This window comes from Microbacterium sp. JB110, from assembly GCF_003335195.1.
Taxonomy (GTDB): Bacteria; Actinomycetota; Actinomycetes; order Actinomycetales; family Microbacteriaceae; genus Microbacterium.
In genome coordinates, this window is sequence record NZ_QPGM01000006.1 from 60,702 (window position 1) to 75,008 (window position 14,307).

The following is a 14,307-nucleotide window of genomic DNA, read 5'->3' on the forward strand; positions in this document are numbered from 1 at the left end:
GGGCCTCGATGCCGCGGCCTATTCGTGCCGATCGATCCTGACGGAGCGATCGCCGATCTCGAGGGCGTCGCCCGGCTGCACCGACACGCGCTGTCCCGGAGGGCACATGATGCGCACACCGTCGCGCACGAGGGTGGTGCCGTTGGTCGAGTGCCTGTCGATGACCCAGCCGTCACGGGTGTCCGCCCCTGCTTCGAAATGGGTCTTCGACAGGGAACGGGTCCCATCGCTGACCGGCACATGCACCGCGCCGTCGCGCTCCTCGGGGTTGCGCCCGAAGACTGCGCGATCGGACACCGTCGTGCGCTGACCGTCGTCCCAGGTGAACACGAGACCGATGGACGTGCTGACGCCGGTCGGGGGCGGGGCAGCCGCCTCGTGCGCCGTCGGAGTCGGAGGCCCGATCCGCGCTGGATCGCCCGCGGCGGGAGCCGTGGGCTCGACGGGCCGGGGCGCCGGCTCCTGGGTGACGCCGGGGACGAACGAGATCAGCGAATCTTCGGTCGGCTGCTGTGCGGTGAGGGGAGACAGCACCGTGTGCTGGAAGAACTCATCGTCTGTCGCGTCCGTGCCTGGTGCGGCCGGCGCCGTCTGCGGTGAGGGCGAGCCAGGCCGCGCGTCGAACCCCGGCATGGCCGACTGCGCGGGCAGCCGTGCGAATCCGGGCATCGCCGTCTGCGGTGCGGGGTGTCCGGTCTCGTCGTCGGGCTGACGCGGCGCGCGCGCTGCGTCGAGGCCTGGCGGCTCCGGGGCGGTGCCGGACGGTGTCCGAACGTTGAGCATGACGGCCCCTGCGGCCTTGTCGTGCCAGCCCTGGAGCCGCCCCGCACTGTCGAACAGCACTGTGAAGCAGCCGACCACGATCGACGCGGCAAGGCCCCACACCACGTTGCGCAGCAGAGCGGGCCCGAACCCGATCGGGCCGCCGTCCTGCGTCCGAGCCAGACGCAGGCCCTGCGCGCGCATCCCGATGGACCCGCTGCCGGCCTGCATGGCCGTGTGCGCGACCAACCACGCCAGACCCAGGGCGCCGAACAGCGGGACCGCGACGACGATGCCCGTCATCGTGTCGCCGGATGTCGCGGCGATCCCGGTCAGCACGCCGACCGGCACCAGGAAGCTGACTCCGGTGCCGATGGCGGTGTCGATGATGCAGGCGATGGCTCGACGGTTGACCGGTGCGATGTCGGTGGACGAAGGCATTGTCATGGAGTTCGCTCTCGGATCGCGGGGTGCTCATGTCGATGTTGCCAGGTGTGCGGTGAGCGTGCACGGGGCTGCGTCTGCATAAGCGGGGTCGACCGCTGGGCGGCCGTGTCGGCGGTCGCCAGGACAGGTCGCCTGGGTCGCGCCGGCGGGCGGTGCCCATCCGGATGATCAGAACAGCGTCGGCTGCGGCGTGGGTTCCAGCGACACCGCCTGTGCGGCCGAGCGGGCGACGCGGCGCGCCTCGGGCTGATCCTCATCCTCACGCGGGTCGAGGCCGTAGCGACGCAGCAGCGGGCGCATCCTTGCGGAGAGCTGCTGTCGGTACGCCTTCGGCGCGTACGAGGCCGTCCCGTAGAAGCGCCGGTAGCCGGCCTCGAGCTCCGGGTGCTCCCTGGAGATCCACTCGAGGAACCACTCCTTCGCGCCGGGCCGCAGGTGCAGCGCGCCGTAGACGACACGGTGCGCGCCGGCCTCGGCGATCTGCGAGACGGCGTGCTCCAGATGCTCCGGCTGATCGGTGAGCCACGGCATGATCGGCATCAGGAACACGGTCACGCGGAACCCGAGCTCGGCGGCGGCTCTCACGGTGGCCAGCCGGGCGCGGGTGCCGGGTGTTCCCGGTTCGATCGCCTTCTGCAGCTCATCGTCGAACACTGCGATCGACATCGCGATGTCGACGGGCACATGCTCCGCCATCCGGCTCAGCAGCGGCAGATCGCGGCGCAGCAGCGTGCCCTTGGTGAGGATGGACGTCGGCGTGCCGTTCTCTCCGAGTGCCCGGATGATGCCCGGCATCAGCTCGTAGCGCCCCTCCGCCCGCTGATACGGGTCGGTGTTGGTGCCGAGCGCCACCAGCTCCCGCCGCCACGACCGCCTGCCGATCTCCGCGCGCAGCACATCCGGAGCATTCACTTTGACGATGATCTGCCGGTCGAAGTCGTCGCCCGCATCGAGCTCCAGATAGCGGTGGGTGCTGCGGGCGAAGCAGTATACGCATTGATGACCGCATCCTCGATACGGGTTGACCGTCCACTCGAACGGCATCGAGCTCGACGCCGGAACGCGGTTGAGCGCGGACTTGGCGATCACCTCGTGGAATGTGACTCCGGCGAAATCCGGGGTCTGCACGCTGCGGACGAGGCCCGGCATGCCGAGCAGCGTCGGCTTCGCGTCCGACGAATCGATCTTTTGTCCACTCCAGCGCACGATTCCAGTAGAACAAATGTTCGCAATGCGGTCAACAGCGGCACACGTTCATCCGGGATGCGCACAGAGGGGCGCGCCCCGCAGGACGCGCCCCTCTGTGGGTGGACCGCTCGGCTATGCAGCCGGAGTCGAGTCCTCCTTCTCTGCCTTCTTGCCCAGTTTGTCCAGCGACCGCGCTGCGGCGTTGCGACCGCCGAGCCCGAACGCGAGGGCGGCAGCCAGAGCACCGCCGACCACGATGGAGCCGAACGCGAGGGTGATGATCGAATCGGCGATGCCCATGTACTGCAGGCCCATCGCCGCGAACAGCACCAGTGTGGCGTACCGGATGACGGTGCTCGCCGTGCCGGATCCGATGGCGTTGCTGAGCAGCTTCGCGACCAGGAACCCGGCTGCGATGATCGCACCGCCGAACAGCACGCGTCCGCCGAGCGAGAGCACCTCGTTGAGGATGTCGGTGATCTCCGGGAAGTTCAGGGCGCGTGCCGCCATGATGCCGAAGAAGACCATGATCGCGACCCTGGCGATCGTCGTGATGATCGCCGAGGCGCTCCTGCCCTCCGGCATGATGCCCATGCTCGCGATGGCCCTGTCGGTGCCGATCCCGACCAGCGTGCCCTCGAGGAGGTCGCCGACGAATTTCGCGATCAGGTAGCCGAGGCCCAGGATGAGCAGCGCCGCGATGATCGAGGGAATCGCGCCGAGGATGAGGTTGAGCATCTGCACGGCCGGCTCGGAGATCGCCGTGATGTTGAGGATCTGCAGCGCAGCAACGGCGACCACGATCAGGATGATCGCGAAGACGAGGTTGCTGACGATCGATGCGATGCGGGCGCCCGCACTCGGCTGTGCGGGCTGGGGCGGTGCGGCTCCCTGCGGTGCCGGGGGAGCGGCTTCCTCGCCCGTGATCGTGTCGGCGGCGCGCTGCGGCGACGCCTTGCTCATCAGGCGGTCGAGGTTCGCGGCGTTCAGCGCCACACTCACGAGCTGGCTGACGATCTTCGCGATCACGAAGCCGATGAAGAAGACGAAGCCGGCTCCGATGATGTTCGGCAGGTACTGCAGGATGCCGTCGAGCATGCCCTGAATCGGGGCGAGCACCTGCTCCAGCGCGAACACCTGCAGCACGGCGACGAGTCCGAACAGCCACACGATCAGCGATGCGACCTGTCCGATCGAGTCGCCGACGGGTTTGCCGTCGCTGCCCTGCTTCTGCAGGAACCCGATCCTGCCGACGAGTTTGCTGATGCCCCATTTCACAAGCCAGGCGATCAGCCAGGTGACGAGGATGATGACGATGGCGAGGCCGATCTTGATCAGCATGTCGCCCCAGTTGAAACTGCTCATAAAGCCGTCCATTGCTTGCCTCCTTGGCGCGTCTCGGGGCGGACACCCTCCCGGTCCACTCCTCGAATGTGTGCGACTTGGTCATACTATGCCAGGTCACCCATTGCAGAATGGTAACGATCAGCACTTCACCATTGCATTTCGCCCTGTACGGCGAGATTCGCACAGGAATGGGTGGTATGCGCTGCACGATCTCGAGGATCCCGAAAAGGCTTCCGCTCGCGCGATGGGTCGTCGTCGAACTCACCATCGCCGGCGTCGACCGCACGGTCGAGGTCCCCTCGCCTGTGTGGAGCTGCGACTGATCCGCCCTCCGGCACCGGCCATCCGGATCTCTTGCGGTGGGGCAGCGTCCGGTAGCGTCAGCTCCGTGACCGTCGAGATCGCCGTCGTCTTCGCCATCGTGGCGGTCGCGCTGTACCTGTTCGCCAGCCAGAAGCTGCCGCTGTACGTCACGTCACTGGCGATCATGGTGATCGTCATCTGCGTGCCCTTCGTCGGCAGACTGCCGTGGCTGCAGGACGCGGGTGTCGATTTCGCCTCGACGTTCCCGACTGTCGAGGAAGGACTCTCCGGGCTGTCGAGCACCGCGACCGTCACGGTGATGGCCATGTTCCTGCTCTCCGCCGGAATCCAGCGGTCCGGTCTGATGCACGTGCTCGGCCGGAAGATCGTGCCGCTCGTCGGTGACTCCGAGGTGCGGTTCCTGCTCGTGGTGACGGGGCTCGTCGGCGTGATCTCCGGCTTCGTCAACAACACCGCTGCTGTGGCCGTCGCGATCCCGTTCGTGATCGAGTTGACGAAGCGGATCGGGATGCGCGCGTCGAAGGCGCTGATTCCGCTGAGCTTCGTCAGCATGCTCGGCGGGATGCTCACGGTGATCGGAACGTCCACCTCGATCCTCGCGGTCGCACTGCTCGCGGATGTGCCCGAGTTCGGCCGTCGGCTCGGCATGTTCGAGTTCGCATCCGTCGGCATCATCATCCTGGTGGTCGGCCTGCTCTACTTCGTGACCGTGGGCCGTCACCTGCTGCCGAACAGGGACATCGGCGGCGGGGACGATGACGGCGACGAGCAGTTCGTCGTCGAACTGCGGGTGCCGGCAGGCAGCGAGCTCGTCGGCACGGTCGTCGCCGAGGCCGGAGAGGTGGAGGCGATCGGCGCCGAAGTGCTGCGGCTGACCCGCGACGAGGAGCGGTTCGACGGTGAGGACGCGAAGCGGGTCGTGCTCGCCGACGGAGACATTCTGACGGTCAGGGCGACGACGCGTCAGGTCGCCGACTTCGTGGCCGATGAGAGCCTGCACGTCGCCAGCGACATGGACGGCGGCTTCGGTCACGCCAGGGACGGCCACCTCGTGCGGGTCGTCGTGCGCAACCGCTGGTTGTTCAACGGCAGGCGTGCCGGCGCGATCGGATTCTGGCGGAGGTTCCGCGCCAGGCCGATCGGCATCGAGAGCACCAGGATGCGCGCTGACCGGCTCGCAGACACGAAGCTGCGGGTCGGCGAGATCGTGCTCCTCGAGACAGCGGAGGACGAATTGCCAGGGCTGCGGCGGCATCCGGACCTGGTGATGCTGAGCGAGTTCGAGGACGAGTTCGACCGGCGCAGGATGTGGCTGGTCGGGGCCATTACCTGCGCGGATCGGCCGGTGTCTACTACCTGTTCGGCTCGGAATCCCGCGCGCAGGGCCGCACCGAGCTGGTCACCCTCATGCTCACCGGCATCGCCGTGAACGCTTTCGGCGGCGCGGGGTTCGCACTGCTGATGTTCACCGGCAGCACCGCCAGCCGCGAGCAGATCGTGTTCTGGCAGCTGGGGTCGATGAACGGCTCGAACTGGCGCGAGGTTCTCGTCGTCGCGGTCGTGGCCGTGCCGGCCACCGTCGTCGTCGTGCTCCTCGCGCACCGCTACGACCTGCTCGCTCTCGGCGACCGCACCGCGGCGCGCCTCGGCGTGCGGGTCGAACGTCTCCGTCTGGTGTCGGTCGTGCTCGTGGCTCTGAACACCGGCGTCGCCGTCGCCTTCGTCGGCATCATCGCGTTCGTGGGACTGGTCGTGCCGCACCTGGTGCGCATGATCCTCGGGCCGACCCATCGCTCTCTGATCATCGCCTCGCTCCTCGGCGGGGCGGTGCTGATGGTCTACGCGGATCTGGCCGCGCGCACGATCGTGCCGTCGGCCGACCTCCCGATCGGTCTGCTCACCTCGCTCATCGGCGGGCCGTTCTTCCACTGGCTCATCCGGCGCAATCGGCGCAGGGTGGGGGGATGGACGTGACGGACGCCGCCTTCCGCCTCACCGACGTCGGCTGCGGGCTCGGCGGGCGCACCATCCTTTCGGAGGTGGCCCTCGACATCCGGCGCTCGCATGTGCTCGCCCTGGTGGGCCCGAACGGAGCGGGGAAGTCGACGCTGCTGGGCGTGCTGACCGGAGACGTCCGCTCGTCGTCGGGAGAGGTGCTGTTGGCCGACAGGCCGCTCGACTCCTGGGGTCCGCGCGTGCTGTCGCGCACGCGGGCGGTGCTGCTGCAGGACAACGCGGTGACCTTCTCGTCCACGGCCAGGCAGGTGGTGGAGATAGGCAGAGCGCCATGGATCGGCGTCGCCGATGCCGAGGCCGACGAGCGCGCGATCGACGAGGCGATGCGCAGCGCTGACGTGATCCCGCTCGCCTCCCGGAGCTTCCCCGCGCTCTCCGGAGGAGAGAGGGCGCACTCGTCGCTGGCGCGCGTGCTCGCGCAGGACACCGACATCCTGCTGCTCGACGAACCGACGGCGGCGCTGGACCTGCGTCATCAGGAGGAGATCATGCGGCTCGCGCGGCGACTGGCGCGCGGCGGCCGGGCCGTGGTCGTCGTGCTGCACGATCTGTCGCTCGTTGGAGCCTCTGCGGACGAGGTCGCCGTGTTCGACGGCGGCACGCTGCGCGCGCACGGCGCCCCGGATGAGGTGCTCGATGCCGAGCTGACCGAGTCGGTCTACGGCACCCCGGTGCGCGTCGTCACCGATCCAGGCGCGGGCAAGCCGATCGTGCTGCCGCGCCGCGAGGGGTGAGTGCGGACGGGGACGCGCACGGCCCCGCGTTCTGCGTTCTGACCACTCGCTGTCGGAGGCGGTCGGCATGATGGAGGAATGAACTCGAAGCCGACTCTGCACGCCTGGGTCGACGAGTCCATGCACACGGCGACGCCGACGATGCCCGAGGGGATCTACCTGCTCGCAGCGACCGTCGCTGATCCGGCGGCCTGCGAGCCCGTTCGGGACGTGCTTCGCGGACTGCCTCCGGGGCGAGCGCGGCGTCTGCATTGGAAGGACAGCGACGCTCGCACTCGTCGCACTCTCGCAGCGATCGTCGGTGGGATCGACATCGAACACACCGTGGTCGTCGGAGCATCCATCGATGTGCGAAAGCAAGAGCGGGCTCGCCGCAAATGCATGATCCACCTCTTGCACGCACTTTTTGAGCTGGGCGTCTCTCATGTCTGGGCAGAGCGGCGAACGCCATCACTGAACCAGCGCGACCTGCAGCTGATCAATGCTCTGCGCTCACAGCATGCGATCCCAGACAAGCTGCATGTGGATTTCACTCATCCCGATCAAGAGCCGATGCTGTGGCTGCCCGATATCGTCGCAGGCGCGATCGGATTGCATCATCGAGGGGATGATGCAATGCCGTACGAGCGTCTGCGTGCTGGAGTCACGGAACACGTCATCCGACTCGACTGATGCAGACGTCAGGGCCGGGTCTCGGTATACCCCGAGAGTCCCAGCCCTTCCTTCCTCGCGCCCCTGCGGGGGGAGGCATGGCGCCAGGATAGCACCGCCTGCTGTGTGTTGCGGCGGGCAGTAGTCGCAGACCCGGCACAACAGCGCGACCGTGCGGTTGCTGGGCAGAGGCACACCTACGAAGGCAGTCGCTGTGTGGCCCATGCCCAGTCGATCCGCTCCTGCTCCAGTCGAAGTGACGGCCCGAAGCGGTCACTGATGACGTCGGCGTACAGTGCATTCTCCGCTGCCGTGAGGAGCGGGAGCGCGGCATTCGTCTGGCTGTCCTCGCGGCCCCATCGCTCCTCGTGGCGCAGCAGGGTGTCGCGGTCCATCAGTGCTGAGCGCACGCCGGGGAGGTGGGAGCGCACGCGGTTCAGGATCTGGAACCCGTGCGTGTCGATGTCGCCCCAGTAGCTCACATCTCCGCGGGCAGCGGCCGACCGCAGCCACGGGAGCGAGGCCGCCTGCGAGGCGTCGTATCCTCGCCCGTAGAGGACGACACCGCCGGGAGGAATCGGAACGCTGAGATAGGTGACCTCGTTCTCGACAATGAGGGCCTGTGCGATCTCGACGGGGAGTTCTGCGAGCTCGTCGGTTCGCAGCTCCGCCTCTGTGAGAGGCGCGGGCAGGCGGAGGGTGTCCGGATCGAAGCGGAGCCGGACCCGCGGCGGTTTCGCCGCGAACCCCAGGTCCGTGACGAAGCCCTGTGCGCTCGTGCGAACGGCGAGCAGGGCCGCGAGCACGCCGCGATGACGTTCGATGAACTTAGTGTCGACGCCGGGAGCATCCACCTGGCGCAGATAGAGCCCCGTTCCGGCGTTCCAGTCCAACCATTCGAGCGCCGTGAGAATCGATGGCCACTCCTCGGCCAAGCTCACGGCGCGCAGCGGATGGGCGACGACCCAATCTGTGACAGCCGGTCTCCCAGCCGTCGCGGCAAGCACGCCATCGAAGCGCCGCACGTCCTCCCGGACGCCGAGCAGACGCCACGCCTGCTCGTAGCTGCGCACGATCGCGCGACCGGGAAGTGTCGAGCGCCCGATGGTGCGGCCGCCGACGACCTTCGATTCGAGCTCGAAGCGGCGGCCGTTGTCGGAGCGGCGTTCGAGGTCGGCTGCCCAGCGTCGGATCTCTTCGAGCCGTTCCGAGAGATCGGCGGCGGCCGGGGTGCGAAGCGTCACACGGATCGCTTCGAAGGGTTCGCCGAGGGTGTGCGCTCGCAGCAGCGCACCGCTGGCCCAGCGCCGGCGAACCTTCGTCTCGACGTCGGCAGAGGTCGTCCAGGACGTCATCCGGTACCGGCCGTCCTGCGCGCGCGGAATTCCTCCACGGTGAGGGTGTGCACCCGCGATGCCGCGCCGGTCGGGTTGTCGACGAAGCCGATCGAGCTCACATGCCGCTCGATGACGTGCACCTTCTGCAGCGGCGTCACGATCAGCAGCTGCAGCCCGAGCTTCGCGAACAGCTCGAGTGCGTAGCGCGTGGACTGGTCAGAGCCCCGTCCGAAGGCTTCGTCGATGACGGCGAATCGGAAGTCCTTTGATTTCATCACGCCCCACTCGAGCCCGAACTGGTAGGCCAGCGACGCGGCGAGGATGGTGTAGGCCAGCTTCTCCTTCTGACCGCCCGATTTGCCGTCGGAGTCGGTGTAGTGCTCGTGCTCGACGCCGGTCTGGCGGTCGCGTTCTGAGGCGGCGAAGGTGTACCAGTTGCGCACGTCGGTGACCCTGCCCGCCCAGGCCCGGTCGGTGTCCGCGTGATTCGGCCTGCCGCGGAATCTCTCGACGAGCACGCGTACGCGCTCGAAACGCAGCTCCGCATCATCCGCCCCGGCATCGATCAGGTCTCCCGTCGCGGCACGCATGTCGGAACGGAAATCCCGGATCTCCGTGTTCACGGTCGGCTCCGCGACGAGCGCGATCACCCTGCCGGGGTTGTAGTCGATCGCCCCGAGCGCCTCGTTGATGGTGTCGACCCTGCCCCGGATGTCCTCCGCCTGCCGACCCAGCCAGGCATTGAAACCGGCGAGCTCCTTGATCGCCTCGGTGTTCAGCTGGCGGTGGAACTCCTGTTCGAACCGCGGTAGGTCGTCGCGCTGAACTCTGTCGTGCAGACGGCGGAACTCGTCGATCGATCCGATGTTCGCGTCCATTTCGGAGGCCAGTTCCGGCCACTTTCGAAGGATCTCCCCCATCTGCTGCTGAATGCTGGTGGTGTGGCCGTTCAACTCCCGCTGAGCGGCCTCGACCGCCGACGTGAGCTCGCGCGTGAGCCGGGTGCGCAGCTCGTCGCAGCCGTCGACGCTGGTGGGCCCGCGTCGCGTTCCGATGCGCTCACGAAGCGCATCGGCGTGCGCGTGCGATGCCTTGCGCACCTCGCCGGGGAGCGCATCGAGCACGTGATGCTCTCGCGTCTCGCGGGCGCGAAGCTGCTGGAGCTCGTGGTCGATGCTGCCGATGTGCTGTGCGGCGGTTTCGAGCAGAGCGTCGCAGTGGGTCTCTTGGTCGGCCAATTCGTCGAGCTCACGGTCGATTTCGGCAAGCCGGGAGGAACCGGCGACGATGCGCTCGCGTTCCTTGCGCAGAGAATCGAGCTCGACTGTTGCCGTGGCCGTGTCGATCTCCGCCCATCCGGCATACTCCTCGAGCCGACCGAGTGCGGCGAGCAGCTTCGCGAAAGCGGTCTCGAGCCCGTCGATCTCGTCGAGGCGACGGGCGGCCCGCTGAGCGCGGTCGCGCACGCGCTCGAGCCGCTCGGTCAGTGCCGCGATCTTGCGTTCGCTGCTGCGACCGAGCACCCACCAGCTGGCGTCCGTGACACGGCGACGGTCGTCCTTCTCATGGCGATCGCGGTCGCGCACGAGGCCCTCGGCGGTGACCGCGCGATCTTCGCGCTGCAGATCGGCGACCGAGTCGACGAGACGATGACCGGCACGACGGGCGAGTTCCCCGCGCAGATGATCTTCGAACATGCCCGGCTCGATCTCGAGTATGTCGACGAGGCGCAGCGGCCCGTCGGACTCGGCGGCGACGGCGCGGATTCCGCGTTCCGGCACGCGAAGGTACACGAGGCGCTCGCCGAGGTGGCGCGAGTTCACCCAATCGGATGTGCGCGAGTACAGCTCCTGCGGCACGAGGAGCGTCATCGCGAACGGCCGGAGCACCCGTTCGGCGGCTCCCCGCCAGCGCGCGTGCTCGTCGCGCACGTCGATGAGCTCGCCCGCGAACGGGAGCTCCGCGTCGGCGACGCCGAGTGACCGGCACAGGTCGTCGCGCACGCCTACGAGTCGCTGCGGCAAATTGTTGCGGCGCGACTCGAGCCCGGCGATCTCGTCTTCGAACTCGCGCTTCTGCGCCAGCAGTCCGCCGTGCTCGAGCACGAGAGGAGCCTTCTCCTCGGCGAGTGCGCGCTGTTCTGCTGCGAGTCGGACGCCTTCCGCGGTCATCTCGCTCGCGCGCGCCCGGAAAGATGCCACATCCGTCACGGGCGCCATCTCGGCCTCCGCCAGCAGCTCGTCGTAGCGACCCCGCTTCTGCGTCCGAGAAGTGAGGCGGGCTTCCGCCTCGGGGATCGCGGCGTCGAGGGCGCCGATTCGGTCGCCGCCGGCACCGAGCCGCTCGGCCTGCAGCGATTCGCGTCGCGGGACGAACCCGGCGCGCTGCGCGCGTAGGTCGTCTCGCTCCGAGGTCGCCGCTGCGAGTTCACCGTCGGCCGCGCGGACAGCGTTGGCCAAGACCTCGAGGGTGAGCTCCGCGATGAACACAACCAGCGCGTCGCGTTCATTCGCGTGCCGATCCCGCCGTGCGCTGGCGTCGTCGTACTTGTCGGCTGCGGCGACCAGGGGCTCGAGCAGACCGAGCTGCGCGGTGGCACGCTGCACGGCCTCATGAGACCGGGTCAGGTTCTCGTAGTGGTCGACGAGCCGGGTGATGCGGGCGTTCGCATCCGACGGCTCGAGCATATGGCTGCGGACGAAGTCGTTGAGGTTGCCCACCGACTTCATCGACACGGTCTGGTGGAACAGCTCCATCGCCTGTTCGGAGCGGATGCCGAGCAGGCGGCGCATCCGGCGGGCATAGTCCGGAAAGGTGCTGTCGATGGTGGCGCCGCCCTTGCGCAGCCGACTCCGCAGCGTCTTCAGGTCGCTTCCGAAATCGCTGAAGTCGCCCGCCACCGACATCTCGGCCGCGGCGGTGACGTAGAAGCGCTCCGGCTGCCCGGTCCGATCCCGCTGGTGGAACACCTGGGCGACGGTGACCTGCTCGTCGTACCCTTCGTTGGCGAAGACGCCGAGGAGCACGGAGTACGAATGCGAATCGCGTAGGCCGACGGGACGGGACGCGCCGGTGGCTTCGCTCCGCTCGGAGCGGTAGTGCCCCTCGACATAGCTGCGCAGGCTCCGTTCCTTCGAACCGGCTCCTGCCGCCTTGTTGTACGAGATCCGGTGCGCAGGAAGCAAGAGAGTCGTGATCGCGTCGACGAGCGTCGACTTGCCGCTGCCGATATCTCCGGTCAGCAGCGAGGTGTGCCCATTCGGATGAAGCGACCAGACCTGCTTGTCGAAGGTTCCCCAGTTGTACGCCTCGAGCCGGTGCAGGCGATAGCCGGCCCTGGCGCTGCCCAAGTCGTCGAGTTCGAGAGCGGAGAAGAGGGAGTCACTCATCGGCGCCTCCCGGAATGGCAGCGTCGGCGTACTCGGAGAGCCGGGATGCGAAGTCCGCCATCGTCTCGGCGTCCACGTATGCCTTCAGGATGCGCTTGACCTCCCAAGCGGCGGGCGCCGTTGCGCTCCGGCCGCGCATCTCGCGCAGGAACCCGAGCTTGACGGCCTGGGAGATGGTCGCATCCGCCTGGCTGAGCGTGCGTGCTTCGTTCGTGGTGTCCTTCAGATACACGCGTAGCATTTCGACGATCTGGTCGCGCTCGAGCACGAGCTTTCCCTCCTCGCCGCTCGACTCGAACTCGGCGAGACGCTTGCGCAGCAGCAGCAGGAGAAGACTGACGTTGTAGGTGAGCGCGCGCCGTTTCACGAGCCGGGGGAGCGACTCGTCGCCCTCGTCCGGTTCGGCCGTGCGCAGATAGGCGTAGCCCTCGAGGTCGTCCACGATCACGTCGATGCCGATCTCGGTGAAATGGTCGCGCACGGCGGCTGCATGGCGCTCGAGCCCGCGCCATGTCTCCTCGTGCGTCTCGCGGTAGACGACCCCGTTCATCAGCCGGATGATCGTGGACGCGATCATGTGCTCTTCGGGCGTTCTCATGCTCGAGTCACCGTCACACGCGGCAGCCTGGTGCGTTTGGCGATGCCTTCCGGATCGGTGTAGTCGATGGTGATCTCCTCGTCGTCGTGCATATCGATGCGGATGTCATCTTCGTTCAGCGCGAGATAGCTGAGCACCTCGGCGATGCCCTCCTCGACGGGGTACATTCCGATGACATCGGCGAGTTCGGCGGTGCTGTGCGGGGGAATGATCGCCCTGATGTTGCCCGCGAGACGCGCCACGTCGACGAAGCGCTGTGTCAGGAGGGCATCGAATTCGGCATCATCGGCCTCTTCCGGCGAGATGAGGCTGTCGACGCTCGCCTCGGGCCGCACACTGTACAGCGGGCGTTCGAAGGGGAGCTCGACGGTGACGCCGGGCTCGTCTATTTCGAGACCGAGGTCGACGGAGGGAGGGTCGTTCCTGACGCGAATGGCCGCGTGCTCCACCGTTCGCACGAGATCGAGCACGCGTCGGTTCTCGAGCCACGCCTGTTCCTCGAGGAACCGGCGCAGCTGCTCGGACAGATTACGCACCGTCTGCTGAGTCCGCTCTGCGGCTTCCGCCCAGTCGTGATGGATGAACCGCAGACGCCTGTCGGCCTCGACCGCGGGCATCCGCTGGACGTCCGCGACGAGGCCGGCCAGCTCCTGCTGGCGCTGCTCCGAGAGCAGGAAGTCGTAGAAGGCCTGGAAGCTGCGCCCCTGGTCTGACGCGGCGATGTCGGTCCTTGTGGAGACCAGCTCGGTCAGGAGCTCTCCCTTGCTGTCGCCCCAGGACGCGATCTTCTCGCGCGCCGAGCGGTCGAGACTGCGGAAGTTCTCCTCCACCTCGCGGAAGTCGCTCAGCAGCTCGCGCGCCGTCGACGAGAACTGGTGATAGCGCTCACGCACGGCCGTCTCGTGCATCGGCGCGACGCGGCCCTCGCGCACCGCGTCGATCTCGGCGTCGATCCCTTCCCTGCGGCGCTCCAACTCGGCGATGCGGACCTCAGGATCGGTTTCGCTGCCGTGCACGATCTGGCGGAGGAGATCGAATAGCGTGTGCAGCCGGGACTCCGTGCCCACGAACTCCCTTCGCTGGAGTTCCTGTACCCAGCGGTGTGCCTTCTCCACCGGCGGCGTCGCGTCGTAGTGGACTTCGTCTGAGTCGACCGGATAGAACTTGCGCAGCCATCCGCGCTCCGGCGAAGCCCAATCGTCGAGATACTCGACCGGCTCGCGGGGGAAGAGCTCGGGATCGCGTGAGCGGATGGTGTAGAGGTGGTCGTCGAGAGCATCGATGAGCGCGCTCGCCGGAGTTGCTCCGTTATTCTCATCGACGAAGTGTCGACCGAGGAAGGACAGCACGAGTGGTGCGCTGTCGGCGCGCAGCAGGCGCCAGGCCGGATGCTTGTTCCGCAGCTGCGTCAGGTCGTCGAAGTCCACCCCACGAGGCTATCGGGGGCCTGCGACGTTGAGCCACGTCACCGATGCCGAACCGGCGGGCCCGATGGCCGAGTCGCGCTGATCGGC

10 protein-coding genes and 1 pseudogene are annotated in these 14,307 nt (G+C 67.7%); 4 read left to right on the forward strand and 7 right to left on the reverse strand.

The features are described from left to right. Positions 1-18: 18 nt before the first annotated feature. The 3 genes from CIK77_RS11505 to CIK77_RS11515 form a co-directional block, all read right to left on the reverse strand. Positions 19-1,209, reverse strand: a complete 1,191-nt coding sequence (locus tag CIK77_RS11505) for an RDD family protein (protein WP_087053792.1) — start codon at positions 1,207-1,209, stop codon at positions 19-21. 168 nt (positions 1,210-1,377) lie between these two features. Further along, positions 1,378-2,415 carry an Rv2578c family radical SAM protein gene (locus CIK77_RS11510; RefSeq protein WP_087053793.1) on the reverse strand — a complete coding sequence of 346 codons (1,038 nt, stop codon included), beginning with the start codon at positions 2,413-2,415 and terminating at the stop codon, positions 1,378-1,380. 114 nt (positions 2,416-2,529) lie between these two features. Continuing rightward, positions 2,530-3,762: a mechanosensitive ion channel gene (locus CIK77_RS11515; protein ID WP_249268467.1), complete on the reverse strand. Its 1,233-nt coding sequence runs from the start codon at positions 3,760-3,762 to the stop codon at positions 2,530-2,532. A 226-nt stretch (positions 3,763-3,988) separates the two neighbouring features. Here CIK77_RS11515 and CIK77_RS18160 point away from each other — a divergent pair, with 226 nt between their 5' ends. The 4 genes and pseudogenes from CIK77_RS18160 (at position 3,989) to CIK77_RS17520 (ending at position 7,490) form a co-directional block, all read left to right on the forward strand. Further along, entirely contained in the window at positions 3,989-5,497 is a 1,509-nt protein-coding gene (locus CIK77_RS18160; protein WP_258861473.1) for an SLC13 family permease, read from the forward strand. After that, positions 5,440-6,042 (forward strand): annotated as a pseudogene (locus tag CIK77_RS11525) (FecCD family ABC transporter permease); the annotation flags it as partial. The gene CIK77_RS18160 and the pseudogene CIK77_RS11525, both read left to right, overlap by 58 nt. Beyond that, positions 6,033-6,818, forward strand: a complete 786-nt coding sequence (locus tag CIK77_RS11530) for a heme ABC transporter ATP-binding protein (protein ID WP_212647429.1) — start codon at positions 6,033-6,035, stop codon at positions 6,816-6,818. The pseudogene CIK77_RS11525 and the gene CIK77_RS11530, both read left to right, overlap by 10 nt. Positions 6,819-7,142: 324 nt before the next feature. Beyond that, on the forward strand, positions 7,143-7,490 hold the full coding sequence (locus CIK77_RS17520; protein ID WP_140403485.1) for a hypothetical protein: 348 nt from the start codon (positions 7,143-7,145) through the stop codon (positions 7,488-7,490). Positions 7,491-7,666: 176 nt separating this feature from the next. Here the strand turns inward: CIK77_RS17520 and CIK77_RS11540 are convergent, their stop codons facing one another. From CIK77_RS11540 to CIK77_RS11555, 4 genes are read right to left on the reverse strand one after another with little or no spacing between them, the layout of a single operon-like run. Further along, on the reverse strand, positions 7,667-8,824 hold the full coding sequence (locus tag CIK77_RS11540; RefSeq protein ID WP_087053797.1) for a Wadjet anti-phage system protein JetD domain-containing protein: 1,158 nt from the start codon (positions 8,822-8,824) through the stop codon (positions 7,667-7,669). After that, positions 8,821-12,195 (reverse strand): ATP-binding protein, encoded by a 3,375-nt coding sequence (locus CIK77_RS11545; RefSeq protein ID WP_087053798.1) that lies wholly within the window; start codon positions 12,193-12,195, stop codon positions 8,821-8,823. Before CIK77_RS11545 ends, CIK77_RS11540 begins: the two co-directional genes overlap by 4 nt. Next, positions 12,188-12,793, reverse strand: coding sequence for a DUF4194 domain-containing protein (locus CIK77_RS11550; RefSeq protein ID WP_087053799.1), 606 nt, complete (start codon positions 12,791-12,793; stop codon positions 12,188-12,190). The genes CIK77_RS11545 and CIK77_RS11550 overlap by 8 nt, the downstream gene beginning before the upstream one ends. Continuing rightward, on the reverse strand, positions 12,790-14,220 hold the full coding sequence (locus CIK77_RS11555; RefSeq protein WP_087053800.1) for a DUF3375 domain-containing protein: 1,431 nt from the start codon (positions 14,218-14,220) through the stop codon (positions 12,790-12,792). The genes CIK77_RS11550 and CIK77_RS11555 overlap by 4 nt, the downstream gene beginning before the upstream one ends. Positions 14,221-14,307: the final 87 nt, after the last annotated feature.